Source organism: Pseudomonas sp. FDAARGOS_761 (genome assembly GCF_013343155.1).
In the GTDB taxonomy this organism is placed as follows: Bacteria; Pseudomonadota; Gammaproteobacteria; order Pseudomonadales; family Pseudomonadaceae; genus Pseudomonas; species Pseudomonas aeruginosa.
On record NZ_CP054572.1, the window covers coordinates 2,749,649 to 2,775,032 of the forward strand.

20 protein-coding genes are annotated in these 25,384 nt (G+C 69.7%); 5 read left to right on the forward strand and 15 right to left on the reverse strand.

Annotation, left to right across the window (positions count from 1 at the left end; genetic code table 11):
* Positions 1–12: 12 nt before the first annotated feature.
* Genes FOC67_RS12685 through FOC67_RS12695 form a run of 3 tightly spaced genes read right to left on the reverse strand, consistent with a single transcriptional unit; the run spans position 13 to position 3,387 of the window.
* Entirely contained in the window at positions 13–1,017 is a 1,005-nt protein-coding gene (locus tag FOC67_RS12685; RefSeq protein WP_003102974.1) for an HlyD family secretion protein, read from the reverse strand.
* On the reverse strand, positions 1,014–1,223 hold the full coding sequence (locus FOC67_RS12690; RefSeq protein WP_003102972.1) for a DUF1656 domain-containing protein: 210 nt from the start codon (positions 1,221–1,223) through the stop codon (positions 1,014–1,016). Before FOC67_RS12690 ends, FOC67_RS12685 begins: the two co-directional genes overlap by 4 nt.
* Positions 1,213–3,387, reverse strand: coding sequence for an FUSC family protein (locus tag FOC67_RS12695; protein ID WP_009316184.1), 2,175 nt, complete (start codon positions 3,385–3,387; stop codon positions 1,213–1,215). Before FOC67_RS12695 ends, FOC67_RS12690 begins: the two co-directional genes overlap by 11 nt.
* Before the next feature lie 400 nt (positions 3,388–3,787).
* On the opposite strand from FOC67_RS12695, the gene FOC67_RS12700 reads away from it, so the two are divergent.
* Positions 3,788–4,702, forward strand: coding sequence for a LysR family transcriptional regulator (locus FOC67_RS12700; protein WP_003136351.1), 915 nt, complete (start codon positions 3,788–3,790; stop codon positions 4,700–4,702).
* Positions 4,703–4,816: 114 nt separating this feature from the next.
* The gene (locus FOC67_RS12705) at positions 4,817–5,086 is read left to right on the forward strand and encodes a hypothetical protein (protein ID WP_003089681.1); all 270 of its coding nucleotides are present in this window, start codon (positions 4,817–4,819) and stop codon (positions 5,084–5,086) included.
* Positions 5,087–5,221: 135 nt separating this feature from the next.
* Here FOC67_RS12705 and FOC67_RS12710 read toward each other — a convergent pair whose 3' ends face one another.
* From FOC67_RS12710 to hflK (FOC67_RS12735), 6 genes are all read right to left on the reverse strand, one after another.
* Positions 5,222–5,767: a DUF4946 domain-containing protein gene (locus FOC67_RS12710; RefSeq protein ID WP_003116899.1), complete on the reverse strand. Its 546-nt coding sequence runs from the start codon at positions 5,765–5,767 to the stop codon at positions 5,222–5,224.
* The gene (locus tag FOC67_RS12715; protein WP_174707738.1) at positions 5,764–7,746 is read right to left on the reverse strand and encodes a cation-translocating P-type ATPase; all 1,983 of its coding nucleotides are present in this window, start codon (positions 7,744–7,746) and stop codon (positions 5,764–5,766) included. Before FOC67_RS12715 ends, FOC67_RS12710 begins: the two co-directional genes overlap by 4 nt.
* Positions 7,747–7,774: 28 nt before the next feature.
* A complete protein-coding gene (locus FOC67_RS12720; RefSeq protein ID WP_003089693.1) occupies positions 7,775–8,209 on the reverse strand; it encodes a hypothetical protein in 435 nt (144 codons plus the stop codon).
* 153 nt (positions 8,210–8,362) lie between these two features.
* Positions 8,363–9,403: a protease modulator HflK gene (gene hflK, locus FOC67_RS12725; protein WP_003139212.1), complete on the reverse strand. Its 1,041-nt coding sequence runs from the start codon at positions 9,401–9,403 to the stop codon at positions 8,363–8,365.
* Entirely contained in the window at positions 9,400–10,431 is a 1,032-nt protein-coding gene (hflC, locus tag FOC67_RS12730; protein ID WP_009316187.1) for a protease modulator HflC, read from the reverse strand. The genes hflK (FOC67_RS12725) and hflC overlap by 4 nt, the downstream gene beginning before the upstream one ends.
* Positions 10,432–10,442: 11 nt before the next feature.
* Complete coding sequence (hflK, locus tag FOC67_RS12735) at positions 10,443–12,443, reverse strand: protease modulator HflK (RefSeq protein WP_003136341.1); 2,001 nt, start codon at positions 12,441–12,443, stop codon at positions 10,443–10,445.
* Positions 12,444–13,131: 688 nt separating this feature from the next.
* Between hflK (FOC67_RS12735) and FOC67_RS12740 the strand changes: the two genes are divergently transcribed.
* A complete protein-coding gene (locus FOC67_RS12740) occupies positions 13,132–14,103 on the forward strand; it encodes a polysaccharide deacetylase family protein (protein WP_009316188.1) in 972 nt (323 codons plus the stop codon).
* Complete coding sequence (locus tag FOC67_RS12745) at positions 14,100–14,975, forward strand: hypothetical protein (RefSeq protein ID WP_003136336.1); 876 nt, start codon at positions 14,100–14,102, stop codon at positions 14,973–14,975. Before FOC67_RS12740 ends, FOC67_RS12745 begins: the two co-directional genes overlap by 4 nt.
* A 46-nt stretch (positions 14,976–15,021) precedes the next feature.
* Here FOC67_RS12745 and gcvT read toward each other — a convergent pair whose 3' ends face one another.
* The 6 genes from gcvT to FOC67_RS12775 all read right to left on the reverse strand — a co-directional run bounded on the left by gcvT (position 15,022) and on the right by FOC67_RS12775 (position 23,515).
* Positions 15,022–16,143, reverse strand: a complete 1,122-nt coding sequence (gene gcvT / locus FOC67_RS12750; protein WP_003136335.1) for a glycine cleavage system aminomethyltransferase GcvT — start codon at positions 16,141–16,143, stop codon at positions 15,022–15,024.
* A 93-nt stretch (positions 16,144–16,236) separates the two neighbouring features.
* Entirely contained in the window at positions 16,237–17,613 is a 1,377-nt protein-coding gene (locus FOC67_RS12755) for an L-serine ammonia-lyase (RefSeq protein WP_003139205.1), read from the reverse strand.
* 47 nt (positions 17,614–17,660) lie between these two features.
* Positions 17,661–18,917 carry a serine hydroxymethyltransferase gene (glyA, locus tag FOC67_RS12760; RefSeq protein WP_003162506.1) on the reverse strand — a complete coding sequence of 419 codons (1,257 nt, stop codon included), beginning with the start codon at positions 18,915–18,917 and terminating at the stop codon, positions 17,661–17,663.
* A gap of 142 nt (positions 18,918–19,059) precedes the next feature.
* On the reverse strand, positions 19,060–21,939 hold the full coding sequence (gene gcvP / locus FOC67_RS12765; protein WP_023100316.1) for an aminomethyl-transferring glycine dehydrogenase: 2,880 nt from the start codon (positions 21,937–21,939) through the stop codon (positions 19,060–19,062).
* A 10-nt stretch (positions 21,940–21,949) separates the two neighbouring features.
* Positions 21,950–22,333, reverse strand: a complete 384-nt coding sequence (gene gcvH, locus FOC67_RS12770) for a glycine cleavage system protein GcvH (protein WP_003089718.1) — start codon at positions 22,331–22,333, stop codon at positions 21,950–21,952.
* Positions 22,334–22,591: 258 nt separating this feature from the next.
* Positions 22,592–23,515, reverse strand: a complete 924-nt coding sequence (locus FOC67_RS12775) for a LysR family transcriptional regulator (RefSeq protein WP_003089722.1) — start codon at positions 23,513–23,515, stop codon at positions 22,592–22,594.
* 122 nt (positions 23,516–23,637) lie between these two features.
* On the opposite strand from FOC67_RS12775, the gene FOC67_RS12780 reads away from it, so the two are divergent.
* The gene (locus FOC67_RS12780; protein ID WP_003089724.1) at positions 23,638–25,380 is read left to right on the forward strand and encodes an amidohydrolase; all 1,743 of its coding nucleotides are present in this window, start codon (positions 23,638–23,640) and stop codon (positions 25,378–25,380) included.
* Positions 25,381–25,384: the final 4 nt, after the last annotated feature.

Below are 25,384 nucleotides of genomic sequence, written 5' to 3' on the forward strand. Positions count from 1 at the left end.
GTTCGGCCTGACTCAAGGCCGCACGGCAGTCCCGGGCGCCGCGGAATCGACTTTCGCGGTGTCCTCCGCGGGCAGCACCCGGATGGTCGCGGTCACGCCGGCGCGCAAGGTGTTGCGCTGGCGATAGGCGGGATCGATGGCGATGCGCACCGGAATTCGCTGGGCCAGCTTGACCCAGGTATAGCTCGGGTTGATGTTCGCCAGCAGGCGCGAGCCCTCGGCATTCTCCCGGTCGGTGATGGCATGGGCGATGCTCTGCACGCGCCCGTCGAAGCGCTCGCCGCTCATCAGCTCCACCCGCGCCCGGCTGCCGACGCGGATGCCCGGCAACTTGGTCTCCTCGAAGTATCCGCTGACATAGAACGAATCGCGGTCCACCAGCGCCAGCAATGGCACCCCGGCGTGGGCGTAGTCGCCTTCGCGGGTCTGCAGGTTGGTCACGTAGCCGCTGACCGGGGCGCGTACCTGGGTACGTTCGAGGTCGAGACGGGCCTGCTGCAAGGCGGCTTCGGCAAGCTCCACGTTGGCCTGGGCCAGGCCGAGGCTGGCCTGGTTCCTCAGCAACTCGGCCTGGGCCAGGCTGACGTCGGTCTGGGCCTTTTCGTTCTCTTCCACCGATAGCATCGAGCGCTTCTGCAATGCCGAGCGCCGCTGCGCCTCGCTGCGGCGCTGGCGCAACTGGGCCTGGCTGGCCTCGATCGCCGCGCGCGACTCGCCCAGCGCCGCCCGCGCCACGTTCACCGCGCGCTCGGCGCGCAGCACCGCCAGTTCATAGCGCGCCGGGTCGATGCTGAGCAGTAGCGCGCCCTTCTCCACGGGCTGGTTGTCGCTCAGCGGCAACCGGGTGATCAGCCCGGAAACGTCCGCCGACAGCGTCACCACATCGGCGCGGACCCGCGCGTCACGGGTCCAGGGCGTGCGGGTGTAGCGTTCCCAGGCGAGGAACACCAGCGCCGCCGCCACCAGCACCGCCAGCAGGGTGGCCAGGCGCGGCCATTTGCCTTGCAACAGGTTCATCGGGACATCTCCCCCATCCACAGGATCAGACCGGCGCAGATCGCGCAGTACAACGCGCCCTGGAACAGCGCTTCGTGCCAGACCCGCTGCAACACGCCGAAGCGCCGCAACAGCGGGTTGAGCAGCAGCAGGATCAGCCAGGCCAGCAGCAGCGCCTGGGCGATCGGCGGCAGGTAGGCGCCCCCGATCTCGACATCAGCGGGCATGTCCGCCCTCCTCTTCTGGTTCTTCGACGACCGCCGGTGCGCCGCGGTCCTCCTCCAGCAACGTCCGATAGCGTTGCAGCGACTGCTGCAGGATCAGTACCGCGACATTCATGATGAAGCGCTGCCGCGTCGCCCCGAGGTCCTTCGACGGCTGCGCCAGCAAGGCCTCCAGGCCCCGGCCGAAACGCCGCAGGGCGGCCAGGGCGAGATCCTGCCGCGGGGCGTCCGCGCCGCCGGCTATGTAGGCGGCGACCTCGCGCAGCGCCTCGCCCAGCAGCGGCTGCAACTCCAGCGGCACCACCCCGGCGTCATGCAGCGGCTCGCGCAGGCGGTTCAACGCCACGCCCATCACCACGCAGCCCAGGGCGCACTGGAAACGTTCCGCCGCAGCCGACTCCTGGCTCGCCGGCAGCAGGCCGACCATCACCGCCAGGCGATCGATCATCCGCGTCTCGAAGGCGAAGCGCTGCGCCTCGCTGGCCTCGCAGCGCGACATTTCCGCGACGTCCTGGCGCGACAGGTAGAGCAGCCGGCGCAGGCGCGGGTCGGCGCGGAACGGATAGACCAGAGCGAACACCAGCACGGCGAGGACCGCCGCGGCGAGGAAGCCGCCGACGAACTCGAACCACTGCGAAGCGTTGCTGTAGTAGACCGCGATATTCTGCGGCGCCACCATCAGCAGGGTCTCCAGGCCGATGCCCATGGCGATCCCGGCGCTCAGCGGGCTGCTCAGGCCGACCGCGACCACGTACAGCAGCAACGCCATCCACAGCGCCAGCCACTCGAAGTCGGCGGATGCCGGCAACAGCACGAACAGCAGCGCCGCCGAGATCAGGATCGCCAGCAGCAGCCCGCGCAGGAAGTTCTGCGCCGCCAGCAGCGGACGCGGGAAGGTCGCCATCAGCGAGCACATCACGCCGACCAGCAGCAGGCTGCTGAGGGCGCCGTTCCAGGCGCTGGTGATCCACAGCCAGGCGGCGCAGGACAAGGCGACGAAAGCGCGCACGGCGTTCATCGAGGCCAGCGCCCAGTCCAGGTGTAGCGCCTGCGCCTGGCCACGGCGGTAGAAACTGCTGGCCTGGCGGCCGGACTGGATCGCATCGTTGAGTTCGAGCACTTCGCCCAGGCGCTGGAACAGCCGCGCGTATTCCCAGCGCAGGATCGCCACCTGCGGGCGCAGCGCCGGGCTCAGCGCCTCGTCGTAGGACTCCGCGCGCGTCGCCGCGGCATCGAAGGCCTGGCGCACCGCCTGGAACTCCTCCAGCACCTCGGAGGGTACCGCCCGCCCCTGCTCGGCCAGCGCGTCCAGCACCCGCAGCGCACGATCCAGCAGCGCCTGGATATCCGCCGGCAACGGCCCGACCCAGTGCGCCCGCACCAGCAGGCGATGCTGGCGCAGCAGCAACAGCCGCGAGGCCATCAGCACCAGCAGGTTGCCCAGCAACTGCACCAGGCCATCGGCGCGGCGCAGGTTCGGCGCGTCGAAATAGAGGTGCCGGCGCAGGCCGTCCAGCGCGGTGATGCTGGCGACCAGTTGCATCTGCCGCTGGTTGAACGACTCGTCGCCCTCGTCGCCGCGGATCACCGCCGCGGCGTGCCGCGCGGTACTGCGGATCAGGCCATCGACCTGGGCGAAGTAGCCCTTCGCCACCGCCTGCGGACGCGCGCTGAGCAGGCTGACCAGGGCCACGCAGGCGACGCCCAGCAGGGTCTCGGTGAGCCGCACCACGGCGAGCATGAAGGTGTTTTCCGGATCGGGAATCGACAGCACGGCGACGATCACCGCGGTGAAACCGCTGAGCACGAAGGCGTGCGAATCGGTGTAGCGCAGCAAGGTGCCGCCGGCGGTGCAGAGCGCCAGCCAGAGTCCCAGGGCGACGAAGAACGGCAACGGTTGCTGGGCGAACAGCGCCATGATCAGCACCGCCACCACGGCGCCGGCGAAGGTACCGACGACCTGGGCGAAGCTGCGCTTTAGAGCCATCCCGGCCAGCGGCTGGCTGACGATGACCACGGTCATCAGCGCCCACTTCGGCTGCTCCAGGTCGAAGAGAAAGGCCAGGTAGAGGGTCAGCAGCCCGGCGGCGACGGTGCGCAGGGCGAACAGCAGGGTTTCCCGCGGCGGCCGCCAGAGCAAGCGGGCGTAGAGTTTCAGCCCTTCCATGCCCGGCCCCGCACCTCCAGGCAACGGTTGGCCGCGGACCAGGCGGCGATGAAGCGACTCGACATGCTGGTTTCTCGTTCGGGGTTGATGCGGCGGGTTGGCTTCCAGTCTAGAAGGCGCAAGGAAATCCGTGGCCGCCTACGGGGGCGGGCAGGTGCGGTCGGCCACGGAGCGACGAGTCGCGACTACAGGGTAAAAGCCCCGGCGGCCTTCCCGGTAGCGCGTCCAGGCGAAAACCGTTTTCGCTGAGAACGAACGCTGCGGCGCCTTTCGATTGGGTAAGCTTGCTCAGGGCTGGATCGATTTAGCTTGCGAATCAAGCGGATAGAAAGCCCAAGGAAAACGACCAGGAGGAGCCGAGAATGCGTCGAGCGATTGCCACTGTATCGTGGGCCCACCGATGAGCCTGCGCTTCGACGATATCGAAGCCTTCCTCAACGTCGCCGAACTCAACAGCGTGACGTCGGCGGCCGAGCGCATGAGCCTGTCCAAGTCGGTGATCAGCAAGCGCGTCAGCGATCTCGAACGACGCCTCGGCGTCCGCCTGCTCTATCGCACCACGCGCAACGTCGAGCCGACCGAGGCCGGGCATTTCTTCTACAAGGCCGCCAAGGCTTCGCTGCAGGAACTCAACAACGCCGCGGAGATCGTCGCCCTGCGCGAGAACGACCTGTGCGGCGAATTGCGCATCGTCACCCCGATGAGCTTCGGCACCCTCTGGCTGTCGCCGATCATCGCCGACTTCATGAGCCAGCACCCGCGCCTGGAGATCGTCCTGCAGATGGACGACCGCCTCACCGACTTCGAGAAGGAAGGCTACGACCTGAGCATCCGCGTCACCCGCCTGGACGACAGTTCGCTGATCGCCCGGCCGCTGGCCAACAGCCAGCGGGTGGTCTGCTGCAGCCCCGACTACGCGGAACGCCACGGCACGCTGGACACCCTCGAACAACTGATGCAGCACGAGTGCCTGGGCTACAACAACGCCACGCCGAGCCAGGTCTGGACCTTCGAACCGGCGTTCCCCGGTGCCAAGCCCCGCGCCGTCTCGCCACGCGGACGCTTCAGCAGCAACAACGGCCAGGCCATGCGCGACGCCGCCCTGCGCGGCCAGGGATTGGCGTTGCTGCCGCTGTTCATCGTCGCCGAGGACCTCAAGAACGGCCGCCTGGTGGACGCCGCGCCCAGCCTGCGCCCACTCGACGACGTGATCTACGCGATGTATTCGCGGGCGGCGGCGATGTCGCCGAAGGTCAAGGCGTTCATCCAGCATCTCCAGCAGGCGCTGTCGATCCCGCCCTGGGGCAACGGCTGAGCGACCGAACCATTCCGGCGACGCTCCGGTCAGATACTGGGCATGCGGAGAAGACTCCCAGGAGCCTGTCGTCTCTCCCCCGTCCGGCCACCCGGCCCACAAAGGAGAACTGCCATGATCGTGCGTACCCTGCTCATCGCCGCCGCCCTGCTCGGCGGCACCGCCCAAGCCGCCGAAAGCACCGACCTGTGCGGCGCCAACCTGCAGAAGCTGGACGATATCCTCGCCGTGCGCGGCAAGACCTCGGTCACCGGTGCGCGGGTCACCGAGGTCAAGGAACTCCAGGCCAAGGCCAGGCAGGACCAGGCCAGCGGCGACACCAAGGGCTGCATCACCGCCACCACCCAGGCCCTGCAGATCCTGCAGAACGCCGGGAAGAAATGATCCGCGACAGACGCAAGGCGGATAACCGCAAGCGGTTATCCGCCTTACCCCAATGCAACCCTCCGTAGGGCGAATAGCGCCGCAGGCGTTATCCGCCGACACTCCAGCCCCCGCCCCGACCGCGTCCGATTTCGCTCACTCGAAGCGCAGGCTTTCCCGTACCGCGCGGATTTCCGCCTGGCTGGCGTCGTAGGCCTCGGCCAGGCCGGCATAGGACAGCGAATAGGCCGAGGTCTTGCCGGCCGCGGTGAGCAAGGTCTGCTTCATCACCACGGCGCCGCGCTGGCGAATGGTGCAGGTGGTCTCCAGCGCCGCCAGCCCGCCGGTGGTGGACGGCTGCGGCGAGGTGCAGGCGGTCTGCAGGCCGTTGCGCAGGAACTCGATCTGCACCAGCTTGCGCATGTGCCCGAGGACTTTCTCCAGGTTCACTGCCTGCCCGCTCTGCAGGGGCATCCGCGTCACTTCCATCACCAGTGCCTGGGAGCCGTCTGCCTGCAACTTGACCGCGCGCTGGCGCTGGCCGGCGCCGGCCTGGCCGGGCTGCGCGGCGGGCAGGTCGCTGACCTGCCAGCCCGCCGGCCAGCGCGCCATCGACGCCTCGGCCAGGCTCAGCGCGGACAGCGTGCCGACCGCCAGGGCCAGCCAGCGCCAGCCGTTGCGTCGCGTTTGCGCCTGCCTCACGGTGTACCCTCCTCTTCGCGTCCCTCCACGGCCGGCCGGGGCTGCCCGAGGGGCTCCTCGAAACGCAGCAGGCGTCCGGCATTGCCCAGCACCAGCAAGGTGCTGAGGTTGTGCAGCAGCGCCGCGACCATCGCCCCGGCCGCGCCGAGCAGGCCAAAGGCTGCCGCGGCGACGATCGCCAGGGTCCAGCCGAGGCCGATCGCCACGTTGACCTGCAGGGTCCGCCGGCATTGCCGGCTGAGCCGCACGCAGGTGCCGAGCCGGCGCAGGTCGCTGCCGATCAGCACGATATCCGCCGAGGCCAGGGCGATGTCGGCGCCGCCGGCACCCATTGCCACCCCGACCACACCGGCCTTCAGCGCCAGCGAATCGTTGATGCCGTCGCCGACCACCATCGGCCGGAAACCGCTGCCGATCTCCGCGCCGACCTGGCGCAACTTGTCCTCCGGCAACGCCTGCGCCACCAACTGGCGAATCCCCACCTGCTTGGCCACGGCGTCGGCCACCGCCTGGCGATCACCGGTCAGCAGCAGTTGCCGGCCCAGACCCAGTTCGCGCAGATCGGCCAGGGCCTCGGCGGCCTCCGCGCGTACGCTGTCGGCCAGCAGCAGCCAGCCGAGGAAGCGCCCGTCCAGGGCGATTCCGGCGATCGGTCCCTCGTGCGCCGGCACCTCGCCGGCGTCGATGCCCAGTTGCTGGAACAGTTCGGGCCGGCCGAGGGCGGCTTCGCCCGCCGCTGTTCGTGCGACCACGCCGAACCCCTGGCGTTCGCGGATATCGCTCAATGGATGATAGGCATCGTGCGCCGCCAGGGCCGCCAGCGCTCGGCTCACCGGATGGCTGCTGGCGGCGCCGAGGCTGGCGGCCAGGCGCAGCACCGACGCCTCCTCGGCGGCATCGGCCAGGCGCAGCGCCTGCAGACGCAGGCTGCCGTGGGTCAGGGTGCCGGTCTTGTCGACCACCAGCGAAGTCAGGTCCGCCAGTTCCTCGAGGAAGGCCGAGCTGCGGATCAGGATGCCATGACGGGCGGCCACGGCGATCCCGGCGATAGCCGTGGCCGGGGCGGACAGCACCAGGGCGCAGGGACAGGCGGCGACCAGCACGGCGAGCATGGCCTGGGCATCGTTGGTGACGAACCAGGTGACCGCGGCGATCAGCAACACCAGCAACATGTACTGCCCGGCGTAGCGCTCCAGCAGGCGGGTGATCGGCGGCTTGGCGCGCTCGGCCTGCTGCATCAGGCCGATCACCTTGCCCAGGGTCGAGGCCTCGCCGGTACGGGTTATCTCGATGCGCAGCAGGCCGTCGAGGTTGATCGCGCCGCCGTAGACCTCCATCCCCGGCGCCACCTCGAGCGGCACCGACTCGCCGGTGATCGGCGCGGTGTCGAGACTGGCCTGGCCTTGCAGGACCCGCCCGTCGGCCGGAACCCGGTCACCGGCGCGCACTTCCACCTGGTCGCCCGCCCGCAGGCTGGCGTTGTCCACCTCGCTCAGGCTGCCGTCGGCCTCGATCCGCCGGGCATGGCTGCGGGTCAGTTCGCCGAGGGCAGCGATGGCCTCCTGGGAGCCGATCACGCTGCGCTCCTCCAGCACGTGGCCGAAGATCATGATGATCGGCAGCAGCGCGGCGGTCAGCAGGTCGCCGCTGGCCCAGGCGCCGAGCATGGCCAGCGCGATCAACTGGTCGGTGACGCCGTGCAGGCTCGGATGCCGCAGGCTGTCCCAGGCCGAGCGGGCCACCGGCAGCGCCACCAGCAGCGACGCGACGCCGAGCAGGATCTGGCTGACCCCGGCCTGGTCCGCCGCCAGCCAGCTCCAGGCCAGGCCGAGCAGCAACAGGCCAAGGGCGAGCATCGCCAGGCTCAGCTGGCGGGCGGCGCGGCGCTGCTCGTCGCGGCTGAGCAGGCCGCCGCCGAACGGCAGGTGATGATGATGCGCGCAGCCGCCATGGCTGCCGTGGGCGGACGGCTCGCTCATGCGCACCTCCCGGGGCGAGCCGCGGCGGCTATTGCGGGAAGCGCGCGTCCGGCCGGCGTACGTAGTCCAGGGCTTCCTTCTCGGTGAGTTCCCAGATCTGCTTGACCTGCCCGTTGTTGTCGCTCTTCAGGCCGACGAAACTGCCCTTGAGCTGGGGCATGCGGCCATAGACGATGAACAGGTTCTGCGCCGTGCGGATGCGCACCGACGGCGCCACCGAATAGCTGACGGTCTTCTTCCCCAGCCCCAGGGTAAGCACGCTGCGCAGCAGGCTCTGCTTGGGCTTCTTCAGGGTGATGACCGGGTACTGCGCGCTGGCCACGAAGCCCACCAGCATGTCGCTCGGCAACTGCCGCGCCAGCGCCTCGCCGCCGCACAGCAACAGCGCCAGCCCGCACAGCAGGGCCCTGCCCGGTGATAGCCGCGCACCGTTGCCCGTGAATGGAATACCGCCTGCCGTCATTGCCCGTCCCGTTCGCCTGGTTGTTCGACTCGGCGCCGCGTTCCGCTGGCGGAAGCGCGTACCGAAGGTTGATGCCGACGCAGGGTAGCCGTTTCACGTTCGCTTGTCCGTCCATTGTTTCACAGCCCGCGAAGGGCACCGTCGGGCAGCGGCTCATGGCTGCCCGCCTTGCAGAATCAGGCGGCCGTCATCACGCGGATCGACGCTGCCGACCGAACCGGCCTTGCCGAGGATCGCCGGCACCCGCTCGCGGTACAGGCGCCAGAGCAGGCCGGGATCGGTCGCGCCCAGCGCCGGGGCCAGGCCAACGATGCTGGCGGTGTCGCGGCGCGCCTGGGCCAGCCGTTCGCCGGCCTCGGCGCGGGCGACCTGCAGGGTGCGGTCGGCCCCCTCGGTGGCGGCCTGAGTGAGTTTCTCCGCCTCGGTGCGCGCCTTGGCGACGTTCTGCTCGGCCAGTTGGCTGGCGGTCAGCACCGCGTTGAAAGCGCTTACCGCATTGCGCGGCAGGCTCGACTGCACGTCGACCCGCACCACCTGGATGCCCAGCCCGCTGCCGGCCGCGGCCAGCGCCGCCAGGCTGTGGTTGATGCCCTGCACCAGGTCGCCGCGCAGGCGTTCGCGGCGCTCGGCGACCGCGCTGTCGTTGCCGAGCAACTCCGGGCGCGCCACCAGGATGGTGTCCAGGTCGCGCGCGGCGCAGACCTGCACGGCGTTGCGCGCCACCAGCCGGTCCAGCGCCGGCAGCACGTGGGCGCCCTGGAGGACGTAGTCGTACGGGTCGTCGACCTTGTAGAACACCCGCACGTCCAGTTGCACCACCCCGGCGTCGCCGGTCAGCAGGTAGCCGGAGCCGGCCAGCGCGTCGCTGGACAGGCTGACGTCGAGGTCGGCGCGACGCGCCTGCTCGGAGCGCAGCAGGCCCTCGACGCGGCGTTCGATCACCTGTTCGGCGGACGGCAGCAGCACCACCTGCTCCAGCGGCTGCGGCCAGGCCAGCAGCAGGCCGGGACCGGCCAGGCGCTCCAGCGCGCCCAGGCGCAGCACTACGGCGCGGTTCTCCGGGCCGATCTGGCGGACGTTGGAAAACACCCAGGCCAGCGCCGCCAGGAGGGTCACGCCGAACAGTGCGAGGAACGCCAGGCGTCCGGCCTGCAGCCAGGGGCTGCGCAGCCCCTCGTGCGCTTCGTCGCTCATGGCCGGCGCCCGTTGGCCGGCGCTTCGGCGGGGAGCGCCGGCGGCCCGTCGACCAGCACGCGGAACGGTGCGGCATCGGTGCGCAAGACCAGGCGGGTATCGCCGTTGACGATGGTGCCGAGGGTGTCCAGCGAGCGCAGCAGGTTGTACAGCTGCGGCGAACCGGCGTAGGCCTTGCCGTAGATGCGCGCCGCCTCGACCCGCGCCTGGGCCTCGATCTCCGCGGCTTTCACCGAAGCCTCGGCCTGGATCACCCGGGCGTCGCGCTCCGCCGCCGAACGGATCTCCGCGGCCTGGCGACGGCCCTCGGCGGTACGCTCGGTGGCGATGGTCTCGCGCTCGGCGCGCATGCGGTCGACGGTGGCGCCGAGGGTCACCTTGGGCAGGGTCAGGCGCTCGATGCCGACCTGCACCACCTTGACCCCGTAGGTCGCCAGCAACTGATTGTCGATCTGTTCGCGCAGGCGCGCTTCGAAGTCGCCGATACGCACCCGCGACGCCTCGGTATTCACCAGGTCGGCCAGGTCATAGGCGCTGGCGGTGGTTTCCAGCGCCGAGCCGACGAAGGTGCGCAACTGCCGGGCAGCCTCGTCCGGCTGGTTGCGCACCGCGCGCATGAAGCGCTGCACGTTGTCGGCGTCGCCCTGTACCTGCCAGGCCACGTAGGCCTGGACGATGATCCGCAGGCCATCGCGGGTGCCGACGTCCTGCAGGCCGCTGGAGGTGGTGCGCAGGCGCAGGTCGACCGGGATCGCGCTCTCGAACGGCAACGGCAGGCGCCAGGCCAGGCCCGGTTCGAGCAGGACCCGCGCCGGGTTGCCGAAACGGGTGATGACCATCGCCTCGCCGGAACGCACCTGCACCAGGCAAGCGGCGGCGACGGCGAACAGCACCAGCAGCGCGGCGACCAGCAGCCGGCGCCAGGGCGGCGCGGCCTGTGCGCCATGGCCGTGATCGTGATCGTGATCGTGATCGTGATCGTGATGATGCTCGTGGTGGCTGTGCGAGTGGGAGTGACCGAGGCTCAAGAGCGCTCTCCTCATGGTGCGGATTGCCCGGCCGCGGACGCCGGAGCGGCGGACGGACGGGACGAAGACGGGGAATCCAGGCGGCCGAGGCCGAAGCTGCGCAGGTCGATGGTCGGCGCACCGGCGCCGGCGATGCGGTGGTCGATGAGCAGCAGGTTGGCCTTGCCCAGGCCGAGCCCGAGCTGGCGGTAGTAGGCCTCCAGCAGGAAAGCCTGGCCGGCGTCGGCATAGCCTTCCCGCTCGGCGGCGAAGCGCCGGTCGGCGGCCTGCGCGGCGGCCAGGGTCTCGCGGGCCTGCGCGCTGGCCCGGTCGTGCGCCACGCTGGCCTGTAGTTGCGCCTCGTTGCGCTGCGCGGCAGCCTGCCCGCGCTCGCGGGCGATCAGCGCCTGTGCGGTGATCTGCGCGGCCTGCACCGCGTGGTAGGCGTTCGCCGCACCGGCCGGCGGATGGATCGCCTCGACCGCCGCGCCCAGTACCTCGACGCCGCTGCCGAGGCGGTCGAGATCGGCCTGCACGGCCTGGCCGATCTGCTCGGCCAGGCCCGCGCGCTGCTCGCCGAGGACCTCATCGAGGGTCCGCGAGGCGAAGGCATGCACCAGTACGCGGCTGGCGGTGCTGCGCACCAGCGTCGGCACGTCGGCGCTGCGGTAGGTCGCCGCCAGCGCTGCCGCGTCGTCGAGAGCGATGCGGTAGACGATGCGCACGTCCATGTTGACGATCTGGAAGCTCTGCCGGCGGTCGGCCAGGCTGGCGATGACCTGCGATTTCTCGCTGACGTGGGAGGCGTCCCACAAGCGGTTGGCGCTATCCGGGGCCGGACCTTCGGCGGGCGCGAGCGGCTCGGCTCCGCCGTCGCCGGCGGCGACGCTGGTGGCCAACTCGTGGACCACCCCGTTCTCCACCGCCAACACCCGCCCCAGCGGCCAGGGCAGCCCCAGGTGCAGGCCGGGGCCGAGCACCGCGACCGGCTTGCCGAAGCGCTCGTAGACGCCCCGTGCATCCATGCCGATCTCGCGTACGCCGCTGAGCAGCCAGCCGCTCAGCGACACCACCGCCAGCACCGGCAGGAACGCCCGCCGCATGAAACCGAAGGCCCAGACCTGGCGCAGGTCGATGCCGAAGCGCTGGTGCAACTCATGCTGCAGACGCTGCAGGGGACGCGGCGGCCAGCGCAACAGGTCGGCCAGCAGGCTGGTGGCGACCAGGCGCGGTTCGAGGCCGGCACGCTGCGGCGCGAACATCGCCAGGATCGCCCTGCCCAGCAACTCCAGCGCCAGCGCCGCCGGCAACAGGCCGAGCAGTACCGCCAGGCGCGGGGCCCAGGGGTGTCCCTGGCGAGCCAGGAACAGACAGAGGGCGGCCAGCACCAGGGTACCGATCAGCGCCCGCGCCAGTTGCCCGAGGGCCGGGGCTTCCGGCCACTGCGCCGGCCCTTGGCTGGCGAAGCGACGTTCCAGCACCAGCACCGCGAAGGCCAGCAGCAGGCAGATCCCGATGGCGAGGTCGGCCGCTTGCCCGGAACTGGCCGGCGGCAGGTCGAGACGCCAGCCGGCGGCTACCAGGCACAACGCCAGCGCCGCGCTCGCCGCCAGCCACAGCGCAGCGTGCCCGAGCTGGGCCAGGCCGTGGGCGATGGCCTGGCCCAGGCGCTCCAGCAGCCGTTCATAGGCGCTGTCGGCGGCGGCGTCGGGTTCGCCCCGCTGCCAGCGCAGCCAGGCAGGCCGCGCGCTGGCCTCCGCGCCGAGGACCACGCAACGCCAGGCCGCGACCCGGTAGGCCGCGTGCAGACCGGCGAACAGAACCAGCCAGGCCGCGCCGAGGTTGTACAGCAGCGGCGGCCAGAGCGAGTCGGCGGCGAACAGGCCGATGAAGAACCCCAGCACGGCGCAGGCGGCGGCCAATGCGACGCTGGCCGCTGCCCATCGCCACAACTGGCGCAACTGCCGGGGCGCCTGCTGGAAACGCGGCAGCGATTCGGCGGCGACGCCCTCGGCGTCCAGGTCGACTCTCATCTTCACTCCAGGCAAAACTCGAAGGTGCCGGCCAGGCCGGCGCAAACGTCCGCAACTTTATAACAATGCGCGTTAAGAAGTTGTCATGATTTGAAAAACAGTCTGCATCCCCAGGCTCTTGACTGGAAGACGAAAGACTGGGGGCAGCCCACTTGGCAAGCCCCCGACCAACCGAAAGGTTCTAAGCAGTCGGGAAAAACCACCGGACATCCGCGCAAACGACCATTCGTCGGCAATTTTCATTCGAAACGGATTTCTTATAACCAATCCGCATAGGCCTGCCGGCTCCCCCGCTTCCCCCTCAAAGGCACGCCGCTCCGGGCCTCCACGCGTAGCCAGCAGGACTTTTCGCATAGCCTGACGGTTTTATAACAGCGGCAAAGCGTCAATAATTCGACTATCGACTGTGGTAGCGTCAAAAAAGAATCACATCGATCCTTTGCAGCGTTATCCGGTGCCATGCAGTCCTTACCGAACACCCGCCGGGTCCCCGCCAAGCCCCGGTTCGAGCCACGCGTTGGCGTGGCCGCAGCAAACGTTTGTGCGGATTACCCAGGAGGCTCGCCCATGACCGAATCGACCGCCGGGGCCGGAGTTCACGGCGCAGCGTCCGGACAGGCTGGCGAAAGCCCTGCCGCGCACGCGGAACCATCGCCGGTGACGGATCGTCGATGAGCCGGGGGATGCCATGCGAAGCCTGATCGGGATGACGTTCCTGAACTCCTCCGTGGGCCAGCGCCGGCTGCGCCAGAACGGCATCGTGCTGCGCCTGGGACGGGTAGTCGCGGATCGCCGGCGCGCGGCCCTGCCGCACCGGCAAGGGCGCTGCCTCGACCGCCAGGGCCTGGAGACCCTGCTGCTGTGGCTACAGCGGCACTTCCTCTGCGTGCCCCTGGAACACCTGCTCGAGAGCCCCGCTCCAGCCTGCTTGCGGATCGCCCTGAGCGTCGACGGCAACCCTGCGGAACTGGCCGAGCTGGTCTACCCGCTGCTGGAGCGCTACGAAATGCCAGCGAGCGCCTTCATCGGCGGCGACCCGCGCAGTTGGCGCGAAGCGGTCGCCGACACCCTCTGGCAGGCCGATGCGGCTACCGCCGAGCCATTGCTGGAACTGCTGGAGCGTTACGGCGGCGCTGCGCTCATGCGGGTGCTCGAACGCACCGGCGACGACCAGCGTCGCAGCCGTAGCCTCGACCTCCTCCTGCGCAAGCTGGAACGCCTCGACCCGGCTTCGCAGCAGGCCTTGCGCGCGGCCTGCACGGCCCCCGCGGCGTACGGCGCGGGAGATTGGGAACGGGTCCGCCGCCTGGAAAACAGCGGCCTGGTTCGCTTCGGCCTGCACGGCCAGGACCCGCACCCAGCGACAGGCCTTTGCGCCGAGGACTGTCTCGGCCGCGCCCACCGCCAGCTCCAGCAGCATTGCGCCGCCCCTCTGCCGGTGTTCTGCCAAGCTCGCGCCACGCTCGCCGCGACGCCTGCGCAACCCGGCCTGCGCGCCGCCCTCGGCCGGCTTGGCTACCGCTTCGCCTTCGGCGCGCGCAATGGCCTGGTGGATCCCCGTTGCGACCCGCTGGACCTGCCGCGCATCGAGGTGGGCGCGGCGATCGCCGCCCGTCCCGGCCGGCTGGCCTGGCGCATCTATCGTGGAGCCCGTCCATGAGCACGGCCTCCAACCCATTCCCAAGGAGGCGCGACAGGCAGTCGCCCTCCGCCGGAAGACCGCCCGAACCACGGGAAGCGAACGCGCCGTCGCCCGCCACGCCGCAGCGACGCCGCTCTCAGGGATATGGCCAGCCCAGCTGGCCCGGTATCAGCAAGGATCGTCCCATGACTGCAGACACCCCTACCTCTGTCGCTACCATCAACCACCTGCTGCTCGGCGCGCCCTACACCAGCCCACTGGTGATCCCCGGTGACTGGCTGGTCGACGAACTGGAAGGCGCCGTGGAAGTCGGCGGCTTCACCGACGGCCTGTTCCGCTGGCCGACGCGCAAGCGCAGCGGCCGCCCTTCGCCGATCCTCTGCGGCGACCTGCTGCGCGCGGTACGTACCGAATGCGCCGAGTCGGTGCAGTTCTGGTGGGGTTTCAGTCCGAGCCTGGTGGGACGCTGGCGCCGCGCCCTCGGCGTGACCCGCCGCAACAATCCCGGCGACCAGGCGGTGGCGCGCGCCCGCGCCGCCCTCGCCCGCTCGCTGGACCGCAAGGCGCCGCCGAAGGCACCGGCCGCCTGGTCCAGCGAAGAGGTCGAGTTCATCCGCCGCCACGGCAGCAAGCGCAGCCTGGCCTGGTGCGCCTACATGCTCGGCCGCAGCTACCAGAGTGTCGCCAGCAAGGCCGAGGAGCTTTCCCCGCACAGCCAGCGCGACCGCAACAATGCGATCTGGAGCAAGTCCGAGGAAGACCTGCTGCGCCAGCACTACCAGCAGCGCGGTTCGCTATGGTGCGCGCAGCAGACCGGCAAGACCCGCGCGGCGGTATTCCACCGGGCCAAGAAGCTCGGCCTGCAACGGCAGCGGCCGAAACACCCGTGAGGCCGGTCGCGGCCCTCTCCCGCCGAAGCGAGAGAGGGCCAGGGGCTCAACCGCGGTAGTAGCGCTGCGCCACGAAGGGCATCTTGCTGACCACCAGGGTCACCGGCTTGCCGCGCACCATCGCCGTCACCTCGCTGCCCAGGCCGGCCAGTTCGTTCGGCACGTAGCCCATGGCCAACGGCGCGTTGAGGCTCGGACCGAAACCGCCGCTGCTGACCTTGCCGATCGCCCGGCCCTGGGCATCGACGATCTCGGCGCCCTCGCGCACCGGCATCCGCCCCTGCGGCAGGAAACCGACGCGCTTGCTGGCAACGCCCTGCGCCTGCTGGGCAAAGATCCGCTCGGCGCCGGGGAAGCCGCCAGCGCGCACGCCGTCGGCGCGGCGCGCCTTGGAAATGGCCCAGCCGAGGCTGGCTTCGACCGGCGTGGTGGCGCTGTCCATGTCGTGGCCGTAGAGGCACAGGCCGGCTTCCAAGCGCAGCGAGTCGCGCGCGCCGAGGCCGATCGGCGCCACTTCCGGCTCGGCCAGCAGGCGCCGCGCCAGGGCCTCGGCATGGGCGGCGGGCACGGAGATCTCGTAGCCGTCTTCACCGGTATAGCCGGAGCGGCTGACGTAGCAGTCCTGGCCGAGCAGCTCGACGCGGGCGAACTGCATGAAGGTCATCTGCGCCACCTGCGGCGCCAGGCGCTCCAGCACCCGCACCGCCGCCGGTCCCTGGAGGGCGAGCAAGGCACGCTCCTCGAACAGCGGCTCGACGCTGCAACGGCCCTCCAGGTGACGACGCAGGTGCGCCAGGTCCTGGTGCTTGCAGGCGGCGTTGACCACCAGCAGCAGGCAATCGCCGAGGTTGGCCACCATCAGGTCGTCGAGGATCCCGCCCTGCTCGTCGGTGAACAACGCGTAGCGCTGCTGGCCCACCGGCAGGTCGAGGATGTCCACCGGCACCAGGCTTTCCAGGGCCAGCGCCGCATCGGCGCCCACCAGGCGGATCTGGCCCATGTGCGAGACATCGAACAGACCGGCCTGCTCACGGGTGTGCAGGTGCTCCTTGAGCACCCCGGCCGGGTACTGCACCGGCATGTCGTAGCCGGCGAAGGGCACCATCTTCGCCCCCAGTTCCAGGTGCAGGGCGTGCAGGGGCGTCTTGGCGAGGGTTTCTGCGGTCATGTTTCACTCCATGGCATCCCGGCCTCCTGTCTGCCGGAGAGCCGCGATCGATTGTCGGGAAAGAAAAAAGAAGCGCCGGCGCAGCGGCGCGGTTCAGCATTCGATGATGTTCACGGCGAGGCCGCCGCGCGCGGTTTCCTTGTATTTGCTTTTCATGTCGGCGCCGGTCTGGCGCATGGTGCGGATGACCTTGTCGAGAGAGATGAAGTGCTGGCCGTCGCCGCGCAGGGCCATGCGCGCCGCGTTGATGGCCTTCACCGAAGCCATCGCGTTGCGTTCGATGCAGGGCACCTGGACCAGCCCGCCAACCGGGTCGCAGGTCAGCCCGAGGTTGTGCTCCATGCCGATTTCGGCGGCGTTCTCGACCTGCTGCACGCTACCGCCGAGCACTTCGCAGAGCGCCCCGGCGGCCATCGAACAGGCCACCCCGACCTCGCCCTGGCAACCGACCTCGGCGCCGGAGATCGAGGCGTTTTCCTTGTAGAGGATGCCGATCGCCGCGGCGGTGAGCAGGAAGCGCACCACGCCGTCGTCGTCGGCCCCGGGGATGAAGCGCGCGTAGTAATGCAGAACCGCCGGAATGATCCCCGCCGCGCCGTTGGTCGGCGCGGTCACCACGCGGCCGCCGCTGGCGTTCTCCTCGTTCACCGCCAGGGCGTAGAGGTTGACCCAGTCGAGCACGCTGAGAGCATCGCGCAGGCCGGCCTCCGGCCGCTGGCACAACTGGCGGTGGAGCGCCGCCGCGCGGCGCCTGACCTTCAGTCCGCCGGGCATGATGCCCTCGTTGCGGCAGCCGGCCTCGACGCAATCCTGCATCACCTGCCAGATACGCAGCAGGCCGGCGCGGGTTTCCTCGGCGGGGCGCCAGGCCTTCTCGTTCTCGGCCATCAACTGGCTGATCGACAGGCCTTCGCGGACGCAATGGTCGAGCAGTTGCCGCGCGGTCTTGAAGGGGAACACCAGCGGCGTGCGGTCCTCGACGATGCGGTCGAGGCCGGCGGCCTCGTCGTCGACCACGAAACCGCCGCCCACCGAGTAGTACTCGCGGCTGCGGACCTGCAGGCCGGCGGCGTCGAAGGCACGGAAGATCATGCCGTTGGGATGGTAGGCCAGCGGCTTGCGGATCAGCGCCAGGTGTTCCTTCTCGACGAAGCGGATCGGCCGCTCGCCGAGCAGGCGCAGCTCGCCGCTGGAACGGATGGCATCGAGCCGGGCGGGAATCGCGGCGGTATCCACCGTGTCCGGCTGCTCGCCCTCCAGGCCGAGCAGTACCGCCTTGTCGCTGCCGTGGCCCTTGCCGGTGGCGCCGAGCGAGCCGTACAGCTCGACCTTGACGCTGGCAGTGGCCTCCAGCAACCCCTCGCGCCTCAGCCCCTCGGCGAAGCGCGCAGCGGCACGCATCGGCCCCACGGTGTGGGAGCTGGACGGCCCGATGCCGATCTTGAACAGATCGAAGACACTCAGGGACATGCTCGTCTCCGCTTGCGGATTGGCCGCCACCACGGCGGCGTTCCTGTTCAATCAGCGTAGACCGGGAAGTGCCGGCAGAATTCGCCGACCTGGCCCCTGACCCGTTCGCCGACCTCGGGATTGTCGATATCGTCGAGGATGTCGCAGATCCAGCCAGCCAGTTCGCGGCACTCGCCCTCGCGGAAACCGCGAGTGGTCACCGCTGGGGTGCCGATGCGAATGCCGGAGGTGACGAACGGGCTCTGTGGATCGTTCGGCACGGCGTTCTTGTTCACCGTGATGTGCGCCGCTCCGAGCGCCGCGTCGGCGGCCTTGCCGGTCAGCCCCTGCTTCACCAGGCTGATCAGCATCAGGTGGTTGTCGGTGCCACCGGAAACCACGTCGTAGCCGCGCCCGATAAACACCTCGGCCATCGCCTTGGCGTTGCGGATCACCTGCGCCTGGTAGTCCTTGAAGCCCGGCTCCAGCGCTTCCTTGAAGCACACCGCCTTGGCCGCGATCACGTGCATCAGCGGGCCGCCCTGGGCGCCGGGGAATACCGCGGAGTTGAGCTTCTTCTCGATCTCCTCGTTGGCGCGCGCCAGGATCAGACCGCCGCGCGGACCGCGCAGGGTCTTGTGGGTGGTGGTGGTGACCACGTCGGCGAAGGGGATCGGGTTCGGGTAGAGGCCGGCGGCGACCAGCCCGGCAACGTGGGCCATGTCGACGAACAGCAGCGCGCCGACCTTGTCGGCGATGGCGCGGAAGCGCGGGAAGTCGAGGGTCTTGGAGTAGGCGGAGAAGCCGGCGACGATCATCTTCGGCTTATGCTCCACGGCCAGGCGCTCGACTTCGTCGTAGTCGATCAGCCCGGTAGCGGTGTCCAGGCCGTACTGCACGGCGTTGTACAGCTTGCCGGAGGACGACACCTTGGCGCCATGGGTGAGATGGCCGCCATGGGCCAGGCTCATGCCGAGGATGGTGTCGCCGGCGTTGAGCAGCGCCAGGTACACCGCGGCGTTGGCCGAGGAACCGGAATGCGGCTGGACGTTGGCGTAGTCGGCGCCGAACAGCTGCCTGGCGCGGTCGATGGCCAGCCGCTCGACCTTGTCGACGTGTTCGCAGCCGCCGTAGTAGCGCTTGCCCGGATAGCCCTCGGCATACTTGTTGGTCAGGCCGCTGCCCTGCGCCTGCATGACCCGCTTGCTGGCGTAGTTCTCCGAGGCGATCAGTTCGATGTGGTCTTCCTGCCGCCGGTCTTCGGCGTCCATCGCGGCGAGCAGTTCGTCGTCGTAGCCCTGGAGCTGGTCGTGCTTGCTGAACATGGCGCTGGCCTCTTGTCGTGTCGGTGTCAGGACGCTCGCTGGCGCGAGCGTGGCCGCGGCGCCGCTACGCAAGCGCGGCGCCGGGAAAGGGGTATCGCCGGAAACGCGAGGACGCCGCCGCTGGCGGCGCCCTCCTCGTCCGTCACTCCTCGCTGTACGCCTCGATGGGCGGGCAGGAGCAGGTCAGGTTGCGGTCGCCGTAGACGTTGTCGACGCGGCCCACCGGCGGCCAGTACTTGGCCTCCACCAGGCTGGCCAGCGGATAGGCGGCCTGCTCGCGGCTGTAGGCATGGTTCCATTCGCCGAGCAGTTCGGCGGCGGTGTGCGGCGCGTTCTTCAGCGGGTTGTCTTCCTTGTCCAGCTCGCCGCGTTCCACCGCGCGAATTTCCTCGCGGATGCGGATCATCGCGTCGCAGAAACGGTCCAGCTCGGCCTTCGACTCGCTCTCGGTGGGCTCGATCATCAGCGTGCCGGCCACCGGGAAGGACATGGTCGGCGCATGGAAGCCGAAGTCCATCAGGCGCTTGGCCACGTCGTCGACGCTGATCCCGCTGCTGTCCTTGAGCGGACGCAGGTCGAGGATGCATTCGTGGGCGACCAGGCCGTTGCCGCCGGCGTAGAGCACCGGGTAGTGCTCCTCCAGCCGGTGGGCGATGTAGTTGGCATTGAGGATGGCCATTTCCGAGGCGCGCTTGAGGCCTTCGCCGCCCATCATGCGGATGTACATCCAGGTGATCGGCAGGATGCTCGCGCTGCCGTACGGCGCCGCGCTCACCGCGCCTTCCTTGCGCTCGCCGCGAGCGTGGCCGGGGAGGAACGGCGCCAGGTGCGCGCGCACGCCGATCGGGCCGACGCCCGGGCCGCCGCCGCCGTGGGGGATGCAGAAGGTCTTGTGCAGGTTCAGGTGGGAAACGTCGCCACCGAACTTGCCCGGGGCGCACAGGCCGACCATGGCGTTCATGTTGGCGCCGTCGATGTACACCTGGCCGCCGCAGTCGTGGACGATGGCGCAGATCTCGCGGATCGCTTCCTCGAACACGCCATGGGTGGACGGATAGGTGATCATCAGCGCGGCCAGGCGTTCCTTGTGCTCGCTGGCCTTGTTGCGCAGGTCCTCGACGTCGACGTTGCCGCGCGCGTCGCAGGCCACCACCACCACGCGCATGCCGACCATGCTGGCGGTAGCCGGGTTGGTACCGTGGGCGGAGGACGGGATCAGACAGATGTCGCGCTGGCTGTCGCCGCGGCTCTGGTGGTAGGCACGGATCGCCAGCAGGCCGGCGTACTCGCCCTGGGAGCCGGCGTTGGGCTGCAACGACACGGCGTCGTAGCCGGTGGCGGAACAGAGCATCGCCTCCAGTTCGTCGGTGAGCTGGCGGTAGCCTTCGCTCTGCTCGGCCGGGGCGAACGGGTGCAGGTTGCCGAATTCGGCCCAGGTCACCGGGATCATCTCGCTGGCGGCGTTCAGCTTCATGGTGCAGGAGCCCAGCGGGATCATCGTGCGGTCCAGCGCCAGGTCCTTGTCCGCCAGCTTGCGCAGGTAGCGCATCAGCTCGGTTTCCGAGTGATGGCGGTTGAAGATCGGGTGGCTGAGGATCGCCGACTGGCGCAGCAGCGCGGCCGGCAGGCGGTCGCCAATGCTGGCGGCAAGGGCGGCGAAGTCCGGGAGCGCCTGGCCCTCTTCGGCCAGCAGGCCCCAGAGGGTCTCCACATCGGCCTGGCGGACGGTCTCGTCGAGCGACAGGCCGAGACGGCCGGCATCGATCTCGCGCAGGTTGATCCCGGCGGCGCGGGCCTTGGCATGGATCGCCGCGGTACGCGCGCCGGTGGCCAGGCTCAGGGTGTCGAAGAAATGCTTCTGCTCGACGGCCACGCCCAGGCGCTCCAGGCCGGCGGCGAGGATCGCGGTCAGCCGGTGGGTGCGCCGGGCGATGCGCAGCAGGCCCTGCGGGCCGTGGTAGACGGCGAACATGCTGGCGATGTTGGCCAGCAGTACCTGGGCGGTGCAGATGTTGCTGGTGGCTTTCTCGCGGCGGATGTGCTGCTCGCGGGTCTGCATGGCCAGGCGGTAGGCCGGCTTGCCGTGGCGGTCGATGGAGACGCCGACCAGGCGTCCCGGCATGTCCCGCTTGAAGGCGTCGCGGGTGGCGAAATAGGCCGCGTGCGGGCCGCCGAAACCGAGCGGCACGCCGAAGCGCTGGGCGCTGCCGATGGCCACGTCGGCGCCGAACTCGCCCGGCGGGGTCAGCAGGGTCAGCGCCAGCAGGTCGGCGGCCACCGCGACCAGCGCATCGACCGCATGGAAGCGGCTGACCAGTTCGCGATAGTCGACGATCTCGCCGTCGCAGGTGGGGTATTGCAGCAACGCGCCGAAGTAGGCGGAGAAGTCTTCGATGGCGCTCTCGTCGCCGACCACCACCTCGATGCCCAGCGGCTCAGCACGGGTGCGCAGCACGTCGAGGGTCTGCGGGTGGCAATGGCGGGAGGCGAAGAATGCCTGGCTGGTGCGGTTCTTCGACAGGCGCTTGCAGAAGGTCATGGCCTCGGCGGCGGCGGTCGCCTCGTCGAGCATCGAGGCGTTGGCGATCGGCAGGCCGGAGAGGTCGCTGACCAGGGTCTGGAAGTTCAGCAGCGCCTCCAGGCGGCCCTGGGAGATTTCCGGCTGGTACGGCGTGTAGGCGGTGTACCAGGCCGGGTTCTCCAGGAGGTTGCGCAGGATCGGTGCCGGGGTGTGGCAGTTGTAGTAGCCCTGGCCGATGAAGGAACGCAACGCGCGATTGCGCGCGGCGATCGCCTTCAGGCTGGCCAGCGCCTCGGCCTCGCCCATGCCGGCCGGCAGGTCGAGCACGCTGCTGCCCTTGATGCTGTCCGGGATCACGTTGCCGATCAGCGCGTCCAGCGAGTCGTAGCCCAGGCGCTGGAGCATGGCCTGGGTGTCGGCGGCGCGCGGGCCGATATGGCGGGCGATGAATTCGTCGTCGGTGCCCAGGTCGATGGCGCCGAGGTTCAGGTTATCGGTCATGACGGGATCCTCAGGCGTCGGCGTTGGCGTTCAGCAGGCGGTCGTAGGCGGCCTGGTCGAGCAGCTTTTCCCAGGCGCCGGCGTCGGCCGGACGGAAGCGGAAGAACCAGGCCTCGCCGAGCGGGTCCTGGTTGACCAGCTCCGGGGCGTCCGGCAGCGCGTCGTTGATCGCCACCACCTCGCCGTCCAGCGGCATCAGGATGTTGCTGGCGGCCTTGACCGACTCCAGCACCGCCACTTCACTGCCGGCGGCGTGTTCGCCGAGTTCCGGCAACTGCACGAATACCACGTCACCGAGGGCGTCCTGGGCGTAGGCGGTGATGCCGACGGTCAGCAGCCCGTCGTCGTCCTGGCGCAGCCATTCGTGGTCGGTGGTAAAGCGCAACTTGCTCATGCTGGATCCTCATTGTCAGCGGGTCGCCCGGTCGGGACGGGACTTTGTTCTGCGGCTGCCCGTAGCAAGCAAGGTGCCAAGCGGCCCCGGCCCTGTCGCCACGGGGCGTGGCCGGGCGCGGGGGAAACCCGGACAGGGCCGCCATGGAACGCTTTCGTTACAGACCCGCCGGACATTTCCCGAACCAAAGCGCAAACGCCTGATAGCAAAGGTTTTTCCGGCAATCGGAACGAATTCGTTCCACTCGTAACCGAAGCGTTACAGCCGATGGCACAGCCCCTGTCGCTGCAAGCTGGCGCGCAGGTGCTCGAGGAACGCGCGGACCTTCCGCGTGTTGCGCCGGTGCCCCGGATAGAGGACATGGATGGAGGGCCCGAACGGCCCCGGGTCGAAGTGGTAGTCGCCGAGCAGGCGCACCAACCGCCCTTCGCCGAGCAGCGGCGCGACACTCCACTGCGGACAGAACTGCAGGCCCAGCCCGGCCAGCAGGTGGGCGAGCAGGAAGTCGTAGTTGTCGCTGGCCAGTCGCGGGCGCGGCTGGTCGATACGCTGGCGGGCGCCGTCGCGTTCCATCCACCAGAAGTTCTGGTTCAGCGAAGGGTGCTGGAAGACCAGCCAGGCGTGCCGCTCGAAGTCCTCCGGGCCTTGCGGCGCGGGTTGCCGCGCCAGGTAGGCGGGACTGGCGCAAAGCACGATCTGGTTCGGCGCCAGCGGCCGCGCCACCAGCCCCGGCAGGTCGATGGGGCCGTCGCGCAGGCCGAGGTCGTAGCCGCCTTCACTGAGATCGAGGAAGGTTTCGTCGAGGTCCACCCGCAGGCTGATCCGCGGATGCGCCTCGAGGAAGCTGGCGCAGGCCTGCTGGAGGAACGCCGCGGCGAACGACGGCGGCGCGGCGAGGCGCAGTTCGCCGCGCAACTCCGACTCCAGCAGTTCGATCTCCTGCCCCGCCGTGCGCAGCGTTTCCAGGGACTGACGAGCCGCCTCCAGGTAGATCTGCCCGGCCTCGGTCAGCGCCAGGCTGCGGGTGGTGCGCTCGAACAGGCGGGCGCCGAGTTCCGCTTCCAGGTGGGCGACAGCCTTGGTCAGCGCCGAGGGCGTCTTGCCCAGGCGCTCGGCGCCACGGCTGAAGCTACCGGTTTCGGCAGTGGCGACGAACATCGCCAGGGCATTCAATTTGTCCATCGACTCCTTCCGTTCCGGCACAAGTGTTGTGCGCCGCGCCCGGTTCTGCCGGGCCGGCGCTTTGGCTAGTCTCGCCTTGCCCGGGCCACGCTACACAAGACCAAGAAGCAAAGGAAACCACCATGAAGCAACGGATTCCCACCCTCCTCGCCGGCGCCTGCCTGGCCATCCCCCTGCACGCCCTCGGCGCCGCCGACCTGCTGGTGGTCAACGCCAGGATCTTCACCGCCAATCCGCAGCAACCCTTCGCCGAGGCCCTGGCGGTGGAGGACGGGCGGATCCTCGCGGTCGGCGACGAGGCCGGGCTGCGCGCCCTGGCCGATGGCGACAGCCAGGTCGTCGATCTCGGCGGCAAGCGCCTGATGCCCGGCCTGATCGACACCCATTCGCACGCGGTGTTCGGCGGCCTGGAGCTGGCCGGCGCGGACATGGGCAACGAACAGGTCGGCCTCGACGAACTGGAGCGGCGCCTGCGCGCCTGGCGCGACAACGGCAAGGCGCGACATGGCGACATGCTCAATGTCAGCGGCATGCATACCGCCTACTGGAGCCAGGTCAAGGACTTCCGCGCGCGCTTCGACCACGGCGAATGGGCCGACCAGCCGCTGGCCTTCATCGGCAGCGACCACCACACCGGCTGGGCCAACGCCGCCATGCTGAAACGCGCCGGCATCGACGCCGCGCGGGTCCGCGCCCTGCCCGAGGAACAGCGCAACACCATCGGCCACGACGCCGACGCCACCCCCAACGGCTTCCTCGCCGATGCCGGTCTCGACGCGGTGCTCGCGGTACTGCCGGCGCCGAGCGCGGAACAGATGCTAGAAGCCGGACGCAGCGCGGTGCGCTACAGCAACTCGCTGGGCCTGACCGCATGGATGGACCCGGCCGCCAATGGCTCGCCGGGCGACGCCCTGTTCAGCCTCAGGCCCGACGAGAACACCGTCGGCGTGCTACCGGTCTACCAGCGGCTGGCCAAGGGCGGCGAACTCAGCGCCCACGTCGCCGCCCTCCTGGTCGCCAACCCACGCAGCCGGCCGGCCGACCTCGAGGTGCTGGACAAGGTGCGCCAGCGCTTCCTCGGCAGCCCCAACCTGACCCTGCCGGGAATCAAGGTGTTCGCCGACGGCGTACCGGAATACCCGGCGCAGACCGCCGCGCTCCTCGAGCCCTACCGCAACAGCAGGAAGACGGGCGAACTGCTGATCGACCCGGCGCACTTCGGCGAACTGGTCAGCGCCGCCGACGCCCGCGGCTGGCTGGTCCACGTCCACGCCATCGGCGACCGCGCGGTGCGCGAGGCGCTGAACGGCATGCAGCAGGCGCGGCGCGACCGCGACAGCGGCATCGCCCATTCGATCACCCACCTGCAACTGGTCAATCCCAAGGAATTCGAGCGCTTCAGGCCGCTCGGCGTGATCGCCTCGATGCAGCTGTACTGGGCCGCCGCCGACGAAACCACGGTGGACCTGATGAAGCCCTACATCAGCGCCTTCGCCTACCGCTACCAGTACCCGGCGCACTCCCTGCTGAGCAAGGGCGCGACCATCGCCGGGGCCAGCGACTGGCCGGTGTCCAGCCTGTCGCCGTGGAAGGCCATCCAGCAGGCGGTGACCCGCAAGGGCCCGCAGGGCGTGCTCAATGCCGGCGAACGCCTGGACCGCCAGACCATGTTCTACGCCTACACCCGCAACGCTGCGCGGACCATCGGCCTGGAGCGCCGGATCGGCAGCCTGGAGCCGGGCAAGCAGGCGGACTTCATCGTCCTTGACCGCGACGTGTTCGAGGTGCCGGAGACGCAACTGGGCGAAACCAAAGTGCTGAAGACCTGGTTCGCCGGCAAGCCGGTGTATTCCAGCGAGGGCTGAGCCC

What these genes read in the sequence shown, in the direction of transcription:
- FOC67_RS12685 (WP_003102974.1), bottom strand. Translation starts at nt 1,017, where the DNA reads ATGAACCTGTTGCAAGGCAAATGGCCGCGCCTGGCCACCCTGCTGGCG.
- FOC67_RS12775 (WP_003089722.1), bottom strand. Translation starts at nt 23,515, where the DNA reads ATGGACAAATTGAATGCCCTGGCGATGTTCGTCGCCACTGCCGAAACC.
- FOC67_RS12745 (WP_003136336.1), top strand. Translation starts at nt 14,100, where the DNA reads ATGAGCACGGCCTCCAACCCATTCCCAAGGAGGCGCGACAGGCAGTCG.
- gcvP (WP_023100316.1), bottom strand. Translation starts at nt 21,939, where the DNA reads ATGACCGATAACCTGAACCTCGGCGCCATCGACCTGGGCACCGACGAC.
- FOC67_RS12720 (WP_003089693.1), bottom strand. Translation starts at nt 8,209, where the DNA reads ATGACGGCAGGCGGTATTCCATTCACGGGCAACGGTGCGCGGCTATCA.
- gcvH (WP_003089718.1), bottom strand. Translation starts at nt 22,333, where the DNA reads ATGAGCAAGTTGCGCTTTACCACCGACCACGAATGGCTGCGCCAGGAC.
- hflK (WP_003139212.1), bottom strand. Translation starts at nt 9,403, where the DNA reads ATGAGCGACGAAGCGCACGAGGGGCTGCGCAGCCCCTGGCTGCAGGCC.
- hflK (WP_003136341.1), bottom strand. Translation starts at nt 12,443, where the DNA reads ATGAGAGTCGACCTGGACGCCGAGGGCGTCGCCGCCGAATCGCTGCCG.
- glyA (WP_003162506.1), bottom strand. Translation starts at nt 18,917, where the DNA reads ATGTTCAGCAAGCACGACCAGCTCCAGGGCTACGACGACGAACTGCTC.
- FOC67_RS12705 (WP_003089681.1), top strand. Translation starts at nt 4,817, where the DNA reads ATGATCGTGCGTACCCTGCTCATCGCCGCCGCCCTGCTCGGCGGCACC.
- FOC67_RS12690 (WP_003102972.1), bottom strand. Translation starts at nt 1,223, where the DNA reads ATGCCCGCTGATGTCGAGATCGGGGGCGCCTACCTGCCGCCGATCGCC.
- gcvT (WP_003136335.1), bottom strand. Translation starts at nt 16,143, where the DNA reads ATGACCGCAGAAACCCTCGCCAAGACGCCCCTGCACGCCCTGCACCTG.
- FOC67_RS12780 (WP_003089724.1), top strand. Translation starts at nt 23,638, where the DNA reads ATGAAGCAACGGATTCCCACCCTCCTCGCCGGCGCCTGCCTGGCCATC.
- FOC67_RS12755 (WP_003139205.1), bottom strand. Translation starts at nt 17,613, where the DNA reads ATGTCCCTGAGTGTCTTCGATCTGTTCAAGATCGGCATCGGGCCGTCC.
- FOC67_RS12715 (WP_174707738.1), bottom strand. Translation starts at nt 7,746, where the DNA reads ATGAGCGAGCCGTCCGCCCACGGCAGCCATGGCGGCTGCGCGCATCAT.
- FOC67_RS12740 (WP_009316188.1), top strand. Translation starts at nt 13,132, where the DNA reads ATGCGAAGCCTGATCGGGATGACGTTCCTGAACTCCTCCGTGGGCCAG.
- FOC67_RS12700 (WP_003136351.1), top strand. Translation starts at nt 3,788, where the DNA reads ATGAGCCTGCGCTTCGACGATATCGAAGCCTTCCTCAACGTCGCCGAA.
- FOC67_RS12695 (WP_009316184.1), bottom strand. Translation starts at nt 3,387, where the DNA reads ATGGAAGGGCTGAAACTCTACGCCCGCTTGCTCTGGCGGCCGCCGCGG.